14 protein-coding genes and 1 tRNA gene are annotated in these 19,498 nt (G+C 38.9%); 7 read left to right on the top strand and 8 right to left on the bottom strand.

Translation table 11 applies throughout. From position 1 onward, the window contains the following. Nucleotides 1–87 precede the first annotated feature (87 nt). A complete protein-coding gene (locus B3139_RS08185; RefSeq protein ID WP_293881740.1) occupies nt 88–1,386 on the top strand; it encodes a (Fe-S)-binding protein in 1,299 nt (432 codons plus the stop codon). A gap of 7 nt (nt 1,387–1,393) precedes the next feature. Then, complete coding sequence (locus B3139_RS08180; protein ID WP_209576094.1) at nt 1,394–2,188, top strand: (Fe-S)-binding protein; 795 nt, start codon at nt 1,394–1,396, stop codon at nt 2,186–2,188. Between the two features lie 671 nt (nt 2,189–2,859). Here B3139_RS08180 and B3139_RS08175 read toward each other — a convergent pair. After that, a complete protein-coding gene (locus tag B3139_RS08175; protein ID WP_293881738.1) occupies nt 2,860–3,450 on the bottom strand; it encodes a TIGR00730 family Rossman fold protein in 591 nt (196 codons plus the stop codon). Between the two features lie 283 nt (nt 3,451–3,733). Between B3139_RS08175 and B3139_RS08170 the strand changes: the two genes are divergently transcribed. Continuing rightward, nucleotides 3,734–6,097 (top strand): glycoside hydrolase family 127 protein, encoded by a 2,364-nt coding sequence (locus B3139_RS08170; protein ID WP_293881736.1) that lies wholly within the window; start codon nt 3,734–3,736, stop codon nt 6,095–6,097. Between the two features lie 48 nt (nt 6,098–6,145). Here the strand turns inward: B3139_RS08170 and B3139_RS08165 are convergent, their stop codons facing one another. Then, nucleotides 6,146–8,062 (bottom strand): glycoside hydrolase family 97 protein, encoded by a 1,917-nt coding sequence (locus B3139_RS08165; RefSeq protein ID WP_293881734.1) that lies wholly within the window; start codon nt 8,060–8,062, stop codon nt 6,146–6,148. A 323-nt stretch (nt 8,063–8,385) separates the two neighbouring features. On the opposite strand from B3139_RS08165, the gene B3139_RS08160 reads away from it, so the two are divergent. Together B3139_RS08160 and B3139_RS08155 are read left to right on the top strand one after the other, a co-directional pair. Then, the gene (locus tag B3139_RS08160; RefSeq protein ID WP_293881732.1) at nt 8,386–9,066 is read left to right on the top strand and encodes a DinB family protein; all 681 of its coding nucleotides are present in this window, start codon (nt 8,386–8,388) and stop codon (nt 9,064–9,066) included. 3 nt (nt 9,067–9,069) lie between these two features. Beyond that, complete coding sequence (locus B3139_RS08155) at nt 9,070–9,522, top strand: SRPBCC family protein (protein ID WP_293881730.1); 453 nt, start codon at nt 9,070–9,072, stop codon at nt 9,520–9,522. A 39-nt stretch (nt 9,523–9,561) separates the two neighbouring features. Here B3139_RS08155 and B3139_RS08150 read toward each other — a convergent pair whose 3' ends face one another. From B3139_RS08150 to B3139_RS08130, 5 genes are all read right to left on the bottom strand, one after another. Further along, complete coding sequence (locus B3139_RS08150) at nt 9,562–10,587, bottom strand: hypothetical protein (protein WP_293881728.1); 1,026 nt, start codon at nt 10,585–10,587, stop codon at nt 9,562–9,564. Nucleotides 10,588–10,875: 288 nt separating this feature from the next. Then, nucleotides 10,876–10,959 (bottom strand) — tRNA-Leu (locus B3139_RS08145). Nucleotides 10,960–11,033: 74 nt separating this feature from the next. Beyond that, on the bottom strand, nt 11,034–11,912 hold the full coding sequence (locus B3139_RS08140) for an exopolyphosphatase (RefSeq protein WP_293881726.1): 879 nt from the start codon (nt 11,910–11,912) through the stop codon (nt 11,034–11,036). 190 nt (nt 11,913–12,102) lie between these two features. Then, entirely contained in the window at nt 12,103–12,645 is a 543-nt protein-coding gene (locus B3139_RS08135; RefSeq protein ID WP_293881724.1) for a hypothetical protein, read from the bottom strand. A gap of 75 nt (nt 12,646–12,720) precedes the next feature. Continuing rightward, nucleotides 12,721–15,297, bottom strand: a complete 2,577-nt coding sequence (locus B3139_RS08130; RefSeq protein ID WP_293881722.1) for a phosphoenolpyruvate carboxylase — start codon at nt 15,295–15,297, stop codon at nt 12,721–12,723. A 334-nt stretch (nt 15,298–15,631) separates the two neighbouring features. On the opposite strand from B3139_RS08130, the gene B3139_RS08125 reads away from it, so the two are divergent. Both B3139_RS08125 and B3139_RS08120 read left to right on the top strand, forming a co-directional pair. Then, nucleotides 15,632–17,824, top strand: a complete 2,193-nt coding sequence (locus tag B3139_RS08125) for an FUSC family protein (protein ID WP_293881720.1) — start codon at nt 15,632–15,634, stop codon at nt 17,822–17,824. A gap of 43 nt (nt 17,825–17,867) precedes the next feature. Further along, nucleotides 17,868–18,839 (top strand): YpdA family putative bacillithiol disulfide reductase, encoded by a 972-nt coding sequence (locus tag B3139_RS08120; RefSeq protein ID WP_293881719.1) that lies wholly within the window; start codon nt 17,868–17,870, stop codon nt 18,837–18,839. Here B3139_RS08120 and B3139_RS08115 read toward each other — a convergent pair. Next, on the bottom strand, nt 18,832–19,446 hold the full coding sequence (locus B3139_RS08115; protein WP_209576044.1) for a TetR/AcrR family transcriptional regulator: 615 nt from the start codon (nt 19,444–19,446) through the stop codon (nt 18,832–18,834). The two genes, B3139_RS08120 and B3139_RS08115, sit on opposite strands and share 8 nt — an antisense overlap. Nucleotides 19,447–19,498: the final 52 nt, after the last annotated feature.

The following is a 19,498-nucleotide window of genomic DNA, read 5'->3' as shown; positions in this document are numbered from 1 at the left end:
TGCTATATATCCATTTTTGATTTATTTTTACTATGTTAGCATAACAAAATAATATAGTATATTTGTTTATAACCAAGATTCAAACATATGATAGGTCAACTAATATTTGCAGTTTGTTTCGCTGTAGCATTATTCCTTTTTAGCAAAAATGCACAACAGATTTATCGGAACATCAAGCTGGGCCGCCCAGCGGATCGTTCGGGTAAACCTGCAGAGCGTTGGAAGATGATGCTCCTTGTCGCCTTTGGACAAAAAAAAATGTTCAAGCGAATTTTTCCTGCAGTCTTGCATTTATTCGTATACCTCGGCTTTGTTATCATCAACATTGAAATGTTGGAAATTATCATAGACGGGCTATTCGGCACACATCGGATCTTTTCATTTTTAGGAAGCTTTTATAATTTTTTAATCGGAGCATTTGAATGGCTCGCACTCGGCGTGCTGCTATCCTGTGTCATTTTCTTAATCAGGAGAAATAGCGCTAAAGTAGCTCGTTTAAATAGCCTGGAATTGAAAAATTGGCCCAAGACGGATGCAAATATTATTTTAATCACAGAGATTCTTTTAATGTCGGCTTTTTTACTCATGAACGCTTCCGATCTTAAATTGCAGCTGTATGGCTATGCACATTTTACCTCTGTAGGTTCATTTCCAATAAGCCATTATCTCCTTCCCTACCTTCCAGCTTCGACAGATATATTATTTTTAATAGAACGGTTTTGCTGGTGGTTTCATATTCTTGGCGTACTTGCCTTCTTGAATTACCTACCCTATTCTAAACATCTTCATATTATTCTGGCTTTTCCAAACACTTATTTTTCGAATCTAAATGCCAAAGGTAAGCTATCTAATATGCCTGCTGTCACCAATGAGGTAAAAGCCATGCTTGATCCTAGTTTCACTCCGCCTTCCACAGATGCAAATGCACGTTTTGGGGCCAAAGATGTACAGGATTTGACCTGGAAGAATTTATTGGATGCGTATACCTGTACTGAATGTGGGCGTTGTACATCTTCTTGCCCCGCAAATATGACAGGAAAGCTGCTATCGCCACGAAAAATAATGATGGACACACGGGATCGACTAAGTGAAGTCGGCACCAATATCAAAACAAACGGGAGCTTTCAAGATGACGGGAAATCTTTAATTGATACGTATATCAGCCGAGAAGAATTATGGGCCTGTACGAGCTGCAATGCTTGTGTAGAACAGTGCCCCGTCAATATTAATCCCCTTGAAATTATTATTGAACTTCGTCGCTTTGCTATTATGGAAGAATCACAAGCTCCTTCGAGTATTAATAATATGTTTGGAAATATTGAGAACAACGGCGCACCATGGAAATATGCACAACTGGACCGCGCTAATTGGACTCAACAAAAATAGTTTTATGATGGACAATGAATTAAAAGTTCCGACAGTAGCAGAACTGTTGGCTAAAGGAGAAACTCCAGATATACTATTTTGGGTTGGCTGTGCTGGCAGTTTTGATGAACGTGCACAAAAAATTACACGCGATATCTGCAAAATATTAGCACATGTTGGTTTAAAATATGCCATCTTAGGTACAGAAGAAACGTGTACCGGAGATCCGGCTAAAAGAAGTGGAAACGAATTTCTATTTCAAATGCAGGCCATGATGAACATCGAAGTACTAAATGGTTATGAAATTAAGAAAATAGTTACTGCCTGTCCCCACTGTTTCAATACATTGAAGAATGAATATCCGTCGCTAGGTGGAAACTATGAGGTCATTCACCATACACAATTGATCCAAAGTCTGATCGATGAAGGAAAATTGAAACCAGCTGACAACAATGTATTCAAAGGAAAAAAAATAACCTACCATGACCCGTGCTACCTTGGCCGTGCAAATGAAGTGTATGAAGCACCAAGAAAGGTATTGGAAAGCCTGGATGCCCAGTTGATTGAACTAAAGCGCTGTAAGAGCAACGGGCTCTGTTGTGGAGCAGGAGGCGGTCAGATGTTTAAAGAACCAGAACCAGGGGTAAAAGACATTAATATAGAACGCATTGAAGAAGTCATTGATGCGCAGCCTGATGTTCTTGCTGCAGCATGTCCTTTCTGTATGACTATGTTAAAAGATGGCGTAAAGATCAAAGAAAAAGAATCAGCGATTGAAGTGTTAGATATAGCAGAAATCACTGCACGGGCAAATCACTTGTAAATATATTGCCATACAAATTAAAAGAGGCCCGATCATACGATCGGGCCTTTTGTGTAGGGAGAAGAATATCTCCTTTTCACGAGTAAATTAGGGGAATCCCAAAGCCGGTTAAAATATAGGGGATTCCCCCGAATCGAAGATCAGCGCTGTATTTTTGCTGACCAAACGACTCTAACATCTAGCCATAACAAAGATACACCCAATCGGTCGATCAATTGTTGTTCATTTCGTTGAAAATGTTGTTCAAAACTTGCCATTTATAAAAAAATGATCTGAATTAATAGCTATTCAACTTATTAATGGGCATTAAAGCTCTTTAATCTGGTCATAATTTCTATAGGGCTATCTGAAACAAAATTCATTTAGGCCACATTTTTCGGATGTTTTATACGTAAAGAACGCCCGTTCTGAATGTGGGAACACAACAGCATACTTACTGTGCTGGATTAAGCAAAGCGCCTTTATACGAGTTTTAAAGATTGGTTTTAAGGTCTTTGAACTAAAAATGCCCGAATCAAATGATCGGGCATTTTATCAAGAATAGAATCGATGCGCCCCAACAATTATTTACAAGGAGCTGTTCAGCATATAATTACCAAATGATTTAATCTAATCTGCTTTTTTCTAATAGGCTATTGAAAAAAACGATCTATTTTAATAACGATTGTTGTCTAAACTTCATCTCTCTCAATCCACTTAGGAACCATTGGTGCCTCATACTGTTGCATCTTTTCAATCAGCTCCTCAATCGTATCAGCAACCAATAGCATCGCTCTATTTTCCGATTTAACAAGCCCCTCTTCTACCATGTGATCCACAAATTGAATTAAATGATTATAAAATCCATTAATATTTAACAAACCAACGGGCTTTTTATGTAAACCCAACTGCCCCCATGTTATCATTTCAAAAAGCTCTTCTAACGTACCAAAACCTCCTGGCAGAGCAATAACCCCTTCCGCATAATCATTCATAATCCGTTTACGGTCGTGCATGGTATCTACAGTAATCAGTTTTGTTACTCCCGTATGCTCTCTTTCCTTCGAATTTAAAAAGTCAGGAATAACTCCGATTACCTCACCTCCCTGAGCGAGAGCTCCGTTCGCAACAGCACCCATTAAGCCAACCCGTCCACCACCATAAACTAAACGAATACCAGATTTAGCCAAAACCTGACCAACATGGGCAGCCTGTACTTCATAAATTGCCGAATTACCTAAACTGGAAGCACAAAAAACTACAATACTTTTAACTTTATTCATATACAAGTATAGCTAAAAAACTAACGGATCAACTTTATTTTTCATATGGTCTTACACAAAGTTAAAACACCCACACTCCATTCAGCTTCGAAATTACGCCTCATCAATATCACCTTATTCGCAAAAATTATCTCCTATTTTAGAACAAAGGAGTATAAATGTAAAAAAAACATTTAAAATAAGTAACACATTTAATATCTTTGATTTACCGTTCCTCTTAAATAATTGCTAACCAGACAAGCTCATCAGATCTTGTTAAAAACACACGATAATTTCATTCGATATGATTTTAAAAAACAAATTTTTCCACATCGTTCTTGCAAGTTTATTTAGTTTGGCGCTTTACGCCCAAACAACACCCCGATTAAATTATTTTGATTTAAGGGAGGTAAGGTTATTGCCTGGCTTTTTTAAACATGCAGAAGATCTGGACATCAATTATTTATTGGAAATGGATCCAGATCGACTACTAGCTCCCTTTTTGCGTGAAGCCAGTTTACCACTCAAAAAAGAATCTTATACCAATTGGGAAAATACGGGATTAGATGGACATATTGGCGGGCACTATTTATCCGCTCTAGCATATATGTATGCTTCTACAGGAGATCGTCGTATCAAGGAACGCCTTAATTATATGCTCGACAACTTGAAACGATGTCAGGATGCAAACGGAAATGGGTATATTGGTGGTGTACCTGGTGGTCAAGTTATTTGGGCGGAAGTTCAACAAGGCAAGATCAATGCTGGTAGCTTCAACCTGAATGGGAAATGGGTGCCGCTATACAATATACACAAAACCTATGCGGGTCTACGGGATGCCTATGTTTTGACCGGAAATGAATCTGCTAAAAGGATGCTTATTAAAATGACCGATTGGGCACTTAAGCTGGTTAGTCAGCTTTCAGAAGCCCAAATACAGGATATGCTAAGGAGTGAACACGGCGGCCTAAATGAAACCTTCGCAGATGTCGCTGCTATTACCCAAAATAGCGCTTATCTCGAACTTGCCCGCAAATTCAGCCATAAATCCATTCTCGATCCTCTTTTGCAGCGTGAAGACCATTTAACAGGACTTCATGCGAATACACAGATTCCAAAGGTTCTGGGTTTCAAACGTATAGCTGACCTTTCCCATGACGAAAAATGGGCGGAAGCCGTTAGGTATTTTTGGGACAACGTTGTTGAACAGCGCTCCATTTCCATTGGTGGAAATAGTGTGAGTGAACATTTTAATCCGACAGATGATTTTTCAAAGATGATCCACAGCATCGAGGGCCCCGAAACCTGTAATACATACAATATGTTACGCCTCACAAAAATGCTATACCAAACTGATCCGCAGGGCAAATATCTCGACTTTTATGAACGCGCTCTTTACAATCATATTCTATCGACACAACACCCAGAACATGGTGGATTAGTGTATTTCACACAGATCCGTCCGGGACATTATCGCGTTTATTCACAGACACAGACAAGTATGTGGTGCTGTGTTGGGTCAGGTATGGAAAATCACGCCAAATATGGTGAAATGATCTATGCCCATCGTAACAATGATTTATATGTCAATCTCTACATTCCTTCACGCCTAGAATGGAAGGAGCAAAATATGGAAGTTATTCAAGAAACAAAATTTCCAACAGAAGCAAACACAAACATACGAATCAATCCCAAAAAGCCGACTTCATTCAGCCTGTTTATTCGTAAACCGGGCTGGTTAAACACTAATCCAAAGGTGTCTGTCAATGGTAAGCGCTACGAAAATTTCCAGTTGACGAATGAGCATATCGAAATCAAACGAACATGGCGAAAAGGTGATATTGTTAGCGTAGAACTGCCTATGGAGATACATACTGAACAATTACCCGATAAGAGTAACTATTACAGTATTTTATATGGACCTATTGTTTTGGGAGCTCGCACAGGACAGGAAAACCTCACCGGACTGCAGGCAGATGATAGCCGAATGGGACACATCGCATCAGGAAAACAAATCCCTTTACGTGATCTTCCAATCCTTAAGGCTGAGCCTAATAATATTCCAGCTCTTATAAAACCTATAGCATCCAAACCTTTGCATTTTACACTCTCGGATCTCTATATCGGAAAAGAAAGTCTTCAAATGGAACTCGAACCTTTTTTTGGTATTCATGATTCTCGTTATATGATCTATTGGCCTCAAGCTACAGCGAAAGAATTACAGGAATTACAGGATAAAATGAGTAGAGACGAGATAGAAAGTTTGGCCCTTAATGCTAAAACGGTCGATAAAGTAGTGGCTGGTGAACAGCAACCAGAATCAGATCACTTTTTTCGCGAGGAAGGTAGCAATGCGGGAGCATTCGGCGATACGCGATGGCGAGATACAAAAAGCTGGTTTAGTTATACGATGAAAATAACACCCGAGACTAAACTGGTAGCAATCAAATTGCTGGCAGATAGCTCGCCTCGGGTAACTGAAGTTATGATCAATGGTAAAACCATAAGTACATTGGAAGACAAGGATGAGAAGACAATTATTAAGACAATACGAATACCTCTTCCTCAAGATGCTATAGATAAGACGAAAATAGAACTGAAAATTAAGGCCGGGAGGGCTTCAACAAGTCACAAGATCTTAGAAGTCCGAACCCTTCTGCCTGATTAAAGGAAGCTTCCTCAAAGCTTCCTTTAATTACCAGAGACGTGCTTGTGGCTATTTCCCTATTAAAACAGCAGCACCTTCAGGCTGTAATGTCAATTTTATTGTTTTAGCCTTAGAAAGTCGGATTTGTTTTTGTTCAGATGCACGCGCTGTATTGTCTTCGATCAGCTGTACCGTATCTGTGCTAAACATAGGTAATGTTACCGAAATAGTTTTTTCCTTACCCGCTGCGTTGATAGCAGCTACATACCACGTATCCGCCTTCCTGCGGGCAAGTACAACATATTTACCTGGATAACCATCGATAAAAGTTGTCTCATCCCAGAGTGTTGGAACCTGCTTCATAAAATCAATTACATGGATTGGCATATCCTGTAAGTTATTCGGTGTCAAACCAAAATTTTGAACCGGATTTTGAAATAAAACAGCGGTTGCTATTTGGAAAGTTTCCGTTGTCTTGCGGATAGTACCACCATTATTTTCGCGGTTATGGCGTTTGTTTAACAAAACCGGACCAAAGTCCATGGCGGCAACCGAGTTGCGGATAAAAGGGTGCAATGTCGCATTAAAAGCTTCCATATCATTTGCATGCTGTGTGAAAATTAAGTTTTCAGAAGCCAATACAGCTTCGCTACCCGCAAAATTCGGGTACATTCGCTCCCACCCTCTAGGTAAAGTACATCCGTGAAATATAACGGTTAATCCATAATCATTAGCATCCGAAAGAATATCCTCGTATAGCTTAAGTGTTTCCTGTTTATCACCCCCAAAAAAGTCGACTTTAATGCCTTTAATCCCCACTTGCTGCATCCATTGCATCTCCGCCTTACGCGCGATGGATGTATTCATTTTATTTTTAGGTGTTTGTGGCGCATCGTTCCAATATCCATTTGAGTTGTACCACAAGCAAATACCGACTCCGCGTTCTTTTCCATAAGCAACCAGTTGTTTAATTTTGGCCTGACCAATCTTTGTATCCCACCAGTTGTCTATTAAAACAAATTCGTAACCCATTGCAGATGAAAGGTCTATAAACTTCTTTTGGTCTTCAAAATTAATACTACCATCTTGCCATTCCAACCAGCTCCATGTCGCCCGTCCGAATTCGTATTGCTTCGAAGGCTTATACTGAGGTTCGACGACATCGAAGGGAATGGTGGTTTCGACAATAGGTTTTAAATTACTTCCAACAGTTAGTGTTCGCCAAGGTGTATAACCAGGTAATGAAATCGTGGGAGCCGCCCGTCCAATCCCATTATTTTCCCCATCTTCTGGAAAAGCTATCTTGTAAAGGCCATCCTTCGTTCCCTCACTTAATTTAGATCCACAATACGCACTTGATACGCCAGTTTCTGAGACAAGTACCCATCCGCGATCTCCGACATGAAAGAGTGCTGGGAAAGTGAAGCCCACACCATATTTTGAAGGAAATCCCAGATGCTGATCTGCTTCATACTCCTCTTCATAACTTGGTTTTGTCTTCATCCAACCGATCATCGGAGGAGCCTGAGCTGTCAAAAATGTCGTTGTAAATATCGGAAATTTAAATCCACTCTCTTCTTTTATCAAGGCAAAGTTGGCCGGCTCCCCCATCTGAGGCACATAGTATCTGAACGCAATATTGTTATTGCTTACTCTAAAAGTAACCTCTATCTGCTGCTTTGAAGGATTCTCTAAGCGGTAAAGCAGCTCATTTGCCTGATACGTGACCTGACTACGCTTTATTTTTAATTCGTTATAATTACTGGAGATTTCTGACCTCTTTTCCGCTATTGGACGCAGACTATCAATTAAATTAATCGTACTGCTTTGGAGTCCAAGCGGTGAAGCTTCCAACATAGTCTTTCCACCCAATTCAACTTCATAAAAGAGATTGCCATTTTTGAGATTCAGTTTAACGGTCAAAGCGCCATCCGGACTAGATACCGATGTCTGTTGTGCTAAAGCAACTGTGCTGGTTAATGACACCACACACAATAAAATGTAGCGCTTCAATGTTGATCGTCTAAAAAGGTGCCTATAAATATTATTAAACATAGATTTATTAAATTGTAGGTCTGTTATTATGCTAAAGATAGGCTTTTTATTTATAAATGTACAACCAACACTTATTATCGAATAGTTCCTTTTCACACTAACTTGTAACACTACGACCGACAAATCATTGTTATGGATAGAAATGTCGTCATAATGGCTTTTTCTTATCCTATGGCAAGTTATAAAAAACAAAAATGCATTATAATTGTAAAGAAGTAGTGACATTTATTTTTAATCTTAAAACTTGTTAACTTATGAATCTAATTATGAACGTGATAGCAATTGCCAGTGTAGCAACTGCTTTCTCAGCGCCCTCACGATCTGAACTCCCCTCATTGGTCATCCCGAACCATCAAAGCGTTGCTTTTTTACAAGAAAGACAGACTTTAAAAGATGAGTACGTCGGAACCGACTCGCTACTGCAATACTTTAACCAGACAAGTGCAGAACTTGAAAGACAAGTTGCTGGACTAAGCGAAGCCCAACTTCAGTTTAAACCTGCATCCGACAAATGGTCTATCAGCCAATGTCTTGAGCATATTATCCGCTCGGAACGGATGATATTTGACATGGCGAAGAAGGGCCTAAATCAAGATCCCCAACCTGAAAGAAGGAATGAAATCAAATTGACAGATGAAAATCTCAAGAATGCCCTCACTGACCGGAGCCAAAAATATCAAGCGCCTAAGGAACTTCAGCCAGAAGGGATTTATAAAAATGTAAGAACTGCACTCACTGATTTCAATGCAGCTCGCCAACCCGTGCTTGATTATATTAAAAAGGCTGATGTAGAAGATCTCAGGAATCATGTCAGCGATTCTCCGACTGGTCCCATTGATGGTTACCAAGCTTTGATGTTTATTGCCGGACACTGTGCACGTCATACCAAACAGATCGCTGAAATAAAAGCAGATCCAAACTTTCCTAAAAAATAGAAAATGAAGAAACTGACTTATCAAATTAAGATTAATGCTCCTGTCTCACGTGTTTTTAAAACAATGCTCGATAAAGAAACCTATAAACAGTGGACAAGCGCATTCAATCCAAGCTCTGATTTCGAAGGTATTTGGGAGCAGGGCCAAAAAATTAATTTCATCGGAATCAATGAACATGGTGAGAAAGAAGGGATGATCGCTGAGATTGCAGAATATATTCCCAATGCATTTGTATCGATCAGGCATTTGGGAATCTTGAATAAGGGTCAAGAAATATTATCGGGTCCCGCTGTCGAGGATTGGGCCGGCGCACTGGAAAATTATTTCTTTACCCCTATTGAAGGAAACACGGAATTGAAAGTAGAAGTAGATACGAACAACGACTTCATCGACTACTTTAATGAGGTTTGGCCGAATGCATTACAACGCTTGAAAAATCTGAGTGAAATGGAATAAAATAGTATCGCTACTTATTTCCTTTCCCTTTTGTCTCGTTTACTTTTGTTTTTTAACCCTTATGTCAAATATATTGTAATACCGCAACGTGCTATAATCCTGAAGACTCATAAAGTCATAGGTAAGAGGATTATTAAAACTATTTTCCGTTTGCTTTTTATAGAGAAGCATATCACTAAGCGCTGTTTTGATGGCTTTTGCTCCTGCTGGATATTGAATAAAGCTGCTCTTTCCGCCACCACGGTAATAGAGCAGTAGCCTACTGCAATCAAGTACCTTAATATCTAATTCATCCAGTGTTTTGTTATCCAATATTTTATCTATGGCTGTATTTAAGCTTACCCGTGTTGAATCCGTTTCTCCCATCAGAATCGTATGCGTACCGTAAGTTACTGAGGAGAGTACGTAAGGAGAATAACCGGCCTTGGTAAAAACAGCCACTTCAGAGTCTGGATAAGCATCATGATATTCCGTATAATCGATAAATAGTGTGAGTTTATTGACATTGCTTACCCGCAGTGTACTATTTGTTTTGTTAATTGTCGTTGAGTCACCCCTCTTAACCAGCGACAATATTTTTTTGACATCTTTTGAGTTACCGAGATATCCTTGTATTTGGGCATAATCTTCAAACGTACTGGAACTGAATATTATGCTGCTCACCTGTTTCGATTTTTCGAACTTATTTGCATAGTTAAGGACATTATTATAACTAGGTTCAAAAAATCCCAAATCGACAGATGCGTCGTTATGAGATAAAAAATGGAATTTTACTTTTTTTGCCTTAGATTCCAGGCTTTCCAAACGGGGACCTTCTATCGTATCCTTGAGGTGCCATATACCACCTAAGTAAACCTGCTCATCAATGTTGTCATCGGCAAAAAGTTCACTCATCTGTAACTGTACTTTCCGAATTTCGTACTTATCCTTTGGAAAAGTAGGTTCATTTTTCGTGGTATCTGTAGGTACCACCACAGGTGGTTCCACTTTTGGCTCGATTGGATCTTTGGTACAGCTAAGCCATACAAGTGTGCTGATAAGAAGCAAAAGATTTCTAGTAAGCATAATCGCGTTTTAATGGGCTAGTTCTACTATCGGTAAAAATAAACGATATGTATTTATTATCAGAAAAATTAAATTTAATAACCTAAGATAACGTTTATTTTATACAAATCCAACATATATCCAAACATTATTAAATTTTTGTCAAAATAACAACCTCTTAATTTTGCATATAGGATAAAGTATTGTGATGTTGTTAGAACAGCTGAATATTGAAATTATCGAAGAAGTAACGGATTTTTACGCATAAAAAAAGCAGACAAACTCAATTTAAAGAGTTGTCTGCTAAAGTGCCCAGGAGCAGATTCGAACTGCCACGCCCATACGAGCGCCACCCCCTCAAGATGGTGCGTCTACCAATTTCGCCACCTGGGCTTATGATCACCTTTGGTACCACAAAAATAAAGAATTTTCGGTCTTTTACAAGTCGAAAACACCTTTTTAAAGCATTATCTTACTAAATTCCTATTGATCAACGTTCTAATTACACCGTCAACAAGCCCAACTCTTGGTACGATGATTTGTTTAAGACGACCATGCTTCATAATCGTCAGGAAAATTTCACTCGCAGGAATAATTACGTCTGCACGATCTTCGTTTAAACCCAATAAAATTATACGCTCTTTTAGAGAAAATGACGATAAATGTTCATATACAGCTTTTAATTTGGCATAGGATAATGGCCTATCCAATTTTTCATTGGATAGGCGCGCAAGCTTATTAATATTACCGCCCGTACCAATGCCAATCACCTGCTTATACATATGTGTATTACTTCGCACCCATTCTTTCAATTCATCCCAGGTTTCGGCCTTGTCCTGATTGTCCAGAATTCGTATTGTTCCTAAATTAAAAGACCGCGAGTTGACCAAAATGCCATTCGCAAACAACGACAATTCTGTACTACCACCGCCTACATCAATGTAAAGGTAAACTTTATCCTTTTCCATCTTATTATCCCAATGGCTATTGTAAATAATCTCGGCTTCTTTCGCACCTTCTATAATATCGATGTTTATACCGTTTTTCTTTACCTCAGCAACAATGTCAGCTCCATTCCTCGCATCACGCATAGCGGAAGTGGCGCAGGCTATATAATCTTCCACATGATATATGTCCATCAGTTCGCGAAATGCTTTCATTGTTTTCACCAAACTTTCTGCTTTCCGTGGTGATATTTCCTGATGAATAAAAGCATCATCCCCCAAACGAAGTGGAACACGTAGCAGTGTAGTTTTCTTAAAATTATATTGGTCTTTTTGTCCTATAATGTCAGCTATCAAAAGACGAACTGCATTGGAGCCTATATCTATTGCGGCGTATCTCACTTTATATATAATTTCATTAAATTATGCTAAAATAAACACAGTAATTAAAAACTATGTTATACGAATGTTAAGTTATCATTAATTTAACAAATAACAAACGATTATTGCAGGGAGTTTGATCAGACTTAGCCATAAAAAAAGAGTATTCATTTACATGAATACTCCTTTCTTCATTTCTTTAGCCTACTGCTTAGTGGTGATGTTCTTCAACTTTACCACCGGCTAAGGTATAGATTTCTGTCAATTTTTTCAAAGATTCTTCCGAAACATGAATCACATCTTTATTCGTATTGTGCTCCTCATGCGATAATCTTGTATTGATCTCTCCTTGTTTTTCAACCACAAGTGCTAAAAATGCTTTATCGTTGAATGCGGATATACTGTCTGAGCCTATTGACGCTGGAATCTGAAATGCAGGCACCCCGCGTTGTGCGTCGCCAACATGCAATTCCTTTGCTAGATTGTCCAATTCTGGTAACACGGCTACGTATGCTTCTTTAATCTTAGCAGCTACATTTTTCACCTCAGCTGAAGTAGATTGTTTTGCTGCTACATCGGCAAGATTTACCAAGCAGTTTCCATTTTCGCCAACGAATTTAATCATTGCAAATGCATCACCATCTGCTAAGGATGCATTTGCATATTGACGCTGTCTATCTTCAGCTGTTTGTCCACAAGATGCAAATAATGTACCCGCACAAGCCGCAACAATAAATAACTTATTAATCTTCATATCAATTTTGTTAACTATACAAAAGTAGATAAAATATATGTTCTCCGAAACCCTATCCTCGAAAAGAAAGAAAAATTACGCAACATTTCTTCCCGCATTCACAACGCCAAAGATTGTACGCGCTATTAATTTCGAATAATCTTCACGTTGTGCATCCGTCAGCTGATCCGAATTCAATGCACGAATAGCAAAATGCTGTATAACCAATAAGGGCAGCACAATTCCTTCCCGCGCTAAAATAGACTCACGATCCACTGGATAATTCTCCATCAGTTTTGACGTTCCACTAAGTTTCAACAGGTATTCTTTGGTGATCTGATATTCGGCGTACAGTGATTTCCAAAAATCACCATAAATCGGATCGTCTTTCATGTAAGCGGTAATGTCAAAATTGGATTTTGTCATCGACATCATACAGTTATCGATCAATGTCTGAAAAAATCCCGAAGAAACATACAGTTGCTGCACATCCTTCCAAAGGTTATTTTTTTCCGCCCATTGCAGTGCAGTTCCCACCCCATAAAATCCAGGGATATTTTGTTTCAGTTGGCTCCAAGAGGTCACAAAACTAATTGCGCGCAGATCTTCCAACCGCAACTCACGGCCTGAATTACGTTTAACAGGTCTACTTGAAATATTGATCGATGATAACGCTTTTAATGGCGACATGGTTTCCAAATACGGCAAAAATAATTCATTCGTACGTAGATCCATAAATTTATGGTGACTTAGCTCAGCCAGTTTGTCAATGATTTCTTGTTGATGTTTCGTTAATGTGTCGCCCACACGTTGTTTCAAGTCAGAAATAATTCCGGCATGCAACAATTGCTCAATATTAAATCGCGCTGTATCTAAAGAACCGTACTGACTACTGATTGTTTGTCCCTGAATCGTCAACTGAATATGATCATTTGCGATTTCTTTTCCCATAGATGCATAAAAACGTTGTGTTTTTCCTCCACCCCGGGCTGGCGGGCCACCACGACCGTCAAAAAATACCAGATCTACTTCATACTCGCGTGATATCGCCGTAAGTTCGATTTTAGCACGATAAATCGACCAATTCGCCATCAGATACCCACCGTCTTTCGTGCTATCGGAATAGCCCAACATGATCGTCTGCTTATTTCCTCTTCGTTTTAAATGTGCTTTATACTCCTTATTACTGTACAAGGTTTTCATTACATCTGCGGCCCTAGTCAAGTCATCAACAGTCTCGAACAAAGGCACAAAATCTATCGTCAAAGCCTCTTTTTTCCATCCTGACCATAAAAATAGTTGACGGAGTCCCAAGATGTCACTGGCCTGTTGGCAATTACTAATGATAAAGCGTTGTGCTGCTCGCTCAGAACCCGAACGCTGGATATCTTTCAATAATTTTATCACTCCGGAAGTATCCTTCGTCAACGCATCAGCATCCTCTCCTACCGTCAAGTCAAGTTCTTTGAATTTTAATGCCTTTTGCTTATCGCTTTCGCTCAGTGTTAGGTAATCCAATGGCATCCCGGTCTTCTCTTGGTTGTGCTGGATCAGATAATTGGTAGCCTCACGCAATATGCGACTATCTTGTCGGATATCCAATGTAGTGAAAAAACAACCAAAAGTCATCACTTTGCGGAGTAAATCATCAACAATCTCAACGAAAAGACCATTGTGGTATTCCTCTAAAACATTTTTGATTGCTTTTAGATTAGCGATAATATTGTCGGTTTCGTCCACAGGATGATCAACTGGATTAAAGCTATTTTCGTAGAACAATGTTTGCAGATTTTCCATGTATTCTTCAACCCCACGAAAGGTAATTCGCCGCCTAACGATACGAAAATCCCTGTAATAACATCTAAATAAAATAGTACGTAATAGGGCTGCAACTTTCTTGGTGCTCTCAACACTTACGTTTGGATTACCATCTCGGTCTCCTCCCGGCCAAAAGCCCAATTCGATCAATTGTTTCACTTCTTCTGTCTCTACATTCAGTTCATCATCAATAAACGACTGAATCTCCGAAGCGACTTTATAAAACACATTTTCCAAAAACCACGCTAAACTGGCAGCCTCATCTACTGGAGTAGGTTTATTTTTATTGATGAATGGGGTCTTACCCAATTGCTGCAGCAACAAGTGAATACTATGGATATCATTGGTTTTGATTGCATCAATTAGGTCGTTTATAATACCTAATACTGGCCCGGGATAAAACTGGGTAGGATGTGCAGTCAACACGAGACGTACAGAAAAATCCTTCAATTTAGAAACGATCTTACGGCGCATATCATCACTGCCTTCGGCATTCTTAATCAATGCTCCCAAAACGTTTTCATCATCGCCACGGCCGACCATCTGAAATGAAGAATCTTCGATCGCGTCAAATAAGACGACCTGACGCTCTATATATTGAACAAATCGAAACAACAAATCGATACGTTGCTCTTCCGAAGAAAATTCCTCATGCTGATCGAAGAAACTCTTTATGATCTCATCAGGAGTTAAATGTTGATCGACACCCTTTTCACATTGCTTTGCAAAAAATGGCAATAAAGTTCCGGTATCTTTAACACGTTGAAACGGCAATGTTAAAAACAAACTTTTGAAAAGCTCAAAGCGTGTCAATACCTCGTCCTGAAAGACGGCTTCATTTTTACTTTGCTTCATATTTAAATCTTTGAAAGTGGTCAAGAGAGTTTAGGTGACTCTTGAAATTCTGTAATATCTCTGAAATTACCCTATGCCTCCAAATATAATAATATTATATTTAAACAAATAAAAAAATATAAATTGATCAAAAAAACAATTATATTATTATAAACATAATAACAAACACTACTAATATTGCCATCCTGAGTTCACCATCAATATTAAAAATTAAGCTTCTTCATACGAAAGAGGGCTATAAATGAAATAGCGATTTACAGCGCCCATGGAGTAATATCGAAGAACAATTGTTTTTAATATGAAACGCAATTTATCTAAGTTTGTACTATACATTATGAAACAGACACAAGAAATAAAAAGTTTTTTCTACAGCCAATATTTTGCTGATGGACTCCGAATCACTATCGGATGTATCGTGCCTGTCCTTATATTTGCTACTTTCGGACAGTTTACCAATGGAACAATCGTTTCCTTGGGTGCCCTTCTAGTGGGCCTTTCCGATACACCGGGAGCCCCCAGCCACAGAAGGAAAGGGATGATTGCGGGAGCAATTTTGACTACGTTAACTTTTATTCTGACCAATTTAGTTAATCAAAATGTATATCTACTAGCAGTATTCATCGGCATGGCTTGCTTTATATTCGCCATGTTTGCGGTATTCAATAGCAGAGCTGCCAATGTCGGTCTCATGTGTATTCTGATGATGTTGATTCATGTACAGATTCACTACCCCATCGCCGAAGCCTTCAACTATTTAGGCTTTTATACATTAGGAGGATTATGGTATATCGCCATCAGTCTTTCCATCACCCAGGTTCGTCCTTACCGGTTGGCTGAACAGGAACTATCCGAAACTATCCGTTATGTCGCAGATTACATCCGGCTGAAAGCTAATTTTTACGATGCCAAAATCGATAACGACAAAAATTACCTGAAGCTCATTGACAAACAAGTTGAAGTCAATCAGCATCAGGAAAACTTACGGGATGTACTGTTTCAGAGTAAACGATCGATTAAAGATACCACGAAAGTGGGACGCTACCTAACACTCGTTTTCAACGATATCGTTGACCTCTTTGAGCAAAGTATGGCAGCGCATTATGATTATAACGCCATCAGTGAGCGCTTTGGCCCCACTGGAATATTAGAAGATTTCAAAAATGTAATCTTAAAATACACCAATGAGCTTGATAATTTAGCGTATCAGCTCAATACAAATACTCAGCCTAAACCCTTATATGATTTCGACGCTGATCTCAGCCGTCTTCATGCTAAAATCGATCAGCTGGATAGAAACCAGCAGTACAGCACGTTCGCTTTACGCAAAGTATTAATCAATTTGCGCGATCTTGTCCGCCGAATCAGAAATATATATGGCTATTCACATCTACAGCCCGATGATGTCAAACGAAAAGAAATTGATGATGCAAAACGCTTTGTTCAGAGCTCCGCAATCGATTTAAAAAAGTTTCGTGAAAACCTTACTTTAAAATCGACTATATTTCGACATGCCTGCCGGATGGCAATTGTCATGTCGATCACTTATTATGTGTTTGAAGTAACCAATATCACCAACAATGTATACTGGATCCTGCTCACGATTATGGTGATCTTAAAACCTGGCTTTGGACTCACAAAAGAACGAAATATTCAACGGCTTATCGGAACAACAATAGGTGGGCTCATAGGAGCTCTTATCCTCTTAACCATTCATGACCCCACTGTGCTATTCGTACTGTTGGTATTCTTTTTTCTAACTGCATATAGCTTGTTCCGAGTCAATTATGTTATTGCCGTACTTTTTATGACACCATATGTATTGATTATGCTGAGCTTCGTCAGTGCCAATACCTTGGATGTCACAAAAGAACGAATATTGGATACTTTTATAGGCGGTATGATCGCGTTCCTATCCAGTTATGTTATTTTCCCTAATTGGGAAAGCATGCAAGTCAAGGAATCCATGCGTAAGCTACTGATCGCCAACTACAATTACATCGTTCAGGCGTTGAAAGAAATTGCAGGCCAAGCACCTTCTGTCACCGATTATAAATTGACCCGCAAGGCTGTCTATGTAGAAACAGCCAATATGGGTTCTACATTCCAACGGATGCTGACGGAACCAAAAAAACGTCAAAAATATACGAAGGAAGTCAATAAATTCGTCATATTCAACCATATTTTGGCTTCTTTCTCGGTGACTTTAATGAACCATCTTGACGAAATGGACAATAATTATATCAATAAGGACCATGTTCGGGCAATCCGAAAAATCTTAAGCTCACTTGAACAATCCATTCAGCTCCTACATTCCGAAGATAGTACCAAGGAATTCGTTCCTTTGATCATCGAGATTCCAAACGATCGATTTGCCCATGCAGACACCAGTTCAGTAGATGGACAGCTCCTGACCGAACAGTTAGAATTTTTAAGTAAAATTGCTCAAGATCTACATAAAATAGTTCAGGATCTCCACACCAAAAGCACAACAATGTCAGAAAATGATCTGCAAAAGGTTTTAAGCTGATTTATTCTATAAAATTATCGACATTTACATCATGAGTGATAGCATGAAACAGTACGACCTGATTATAGTTGGCGGCGGGCCAATTGGCTTAGCTTGTGCCCTAGAAGCGAAAGAATCAAATTTAAATTATCTTATCCTTGAAAAAGGCTGTTTGGTTAATTCTCTTTATAATTATCCCCAGAATATGACTTTTTTCTCTTCCTCCGAAAGATTAGAAATTGGAGATATTCCTTTTGTAACAACTAATCCTAAGCCCAAACGGATGGAGGCTTTGGAGTATTACAGACGTATACAGCAAAAGTTCGCCCTAGATACACACCTCTTCGAAGAAGTACTTGATATCAAGCAGGAAGGATCCGGATTTTTGGTTACCAGCAGCAAAAGGATGTATTTGAGCAAAAAAATCATTATTGCAACCGGCTTTTACGACATTCCGATGTTGCTCAATATTCCGGGCGAAGAACTTCCCAAAGTCAGGCATTATTACGATGACCCGCATTATTATAGCAGTCAAAAAGTAATTGTTGTGGGGGCTAGTAATTCATCTATTGATGCTGCGCTGGAAACTTTTCGAAAAGGAGCTCAAGTTTCTTTGGTTATCCGTGGTAGCGCAATTAGCCATCGGGTAAAATACTGGGTAAAACCTGATATTGAAAATCGAATTGCTGCGGGGGAAATTAATGTCTATTATAATAGCTGCTTGACCGAAGTAACACCGACTTCCGCGCACATACAAACCCCAAAGGGTACTATCGAACTCGAAAATGACTTTGTGCTGGCATTAACGGGTTATCGACCCAATTTTGATTTTTTGAAAAAGATCGGGATTGATATTCCACTAGAAGCGCCTTGTATTCCAAGTCATAATGAAGACACGATGGAAACAAATGTAGCGGGAATCTATCTAGCAGGTGTGGTTTGTGGCGGCTTAAACACTCACCTATGGTTTATTGAAAATTCACGAATCCATGCCAAACAGATTATCGGACACATTCTTCAATCAACACTTACTTAACCTGAAATCGTAGGCCATTTAAGAAGATTTTCATCATTTTCTTTTGCAAACTGAGGATATGATCGAATTCCTCTTTTGTGGGAAATAACATGTTTTTCATATCCTTCAGTATGCCCATACGCATACCGAACAGCGAGTATAAAAGAATTCTCGCCGTTTCATTAATATCTTCAACCTGTATTTCTCCAGCATCGATGCCGATCTTCAGAATCTTCTCAATAATTTCAACTTCCCGAAGATAAGACTCTTTAAACACCTGCTCCAATTCATCGGGAAGTTCTTTCACCATCTTCATGGTATATTCAAACAAATTATAATATTGATTGATAATTTTGACACGCATATCAATGGAGTACATCATGATTTCCTCGAAGTCGCCTCCCCTCCCTATGACATCCTCCAGATCCTCGATCATTTTATCAATTACATATTCGAAGACAGCAGAATATAAGCTATTTTTGTCTGGAAAATAGTAATACAGTAATGCTTTTGAAAAATTGAGATCTTTAGCTATTTCCGACATCGTTGTCTTAGCCATTCCGAAGTGTGCAAAGCGCCTTGTCGCAGCCTCTAGAATTTTGATTCTTTTTACATCTGCATTACCCATTAAACTTATATTTTTTATCGTTAAATAAACGGTTTATACTATCTTTACCGAT

It is taken from the genome of Sphingobacterium sp. UBA1498 (assembly GCF_002325125.1).
GTDB lineage: Bacteria > Bacteroidota > Bacteroidia > Sphingobacteriales > Sphingobacteriaceae > Sphingobacterium.
This window is presented reverse-complemented; position numbering and strand designations above follow the sequence as displayed.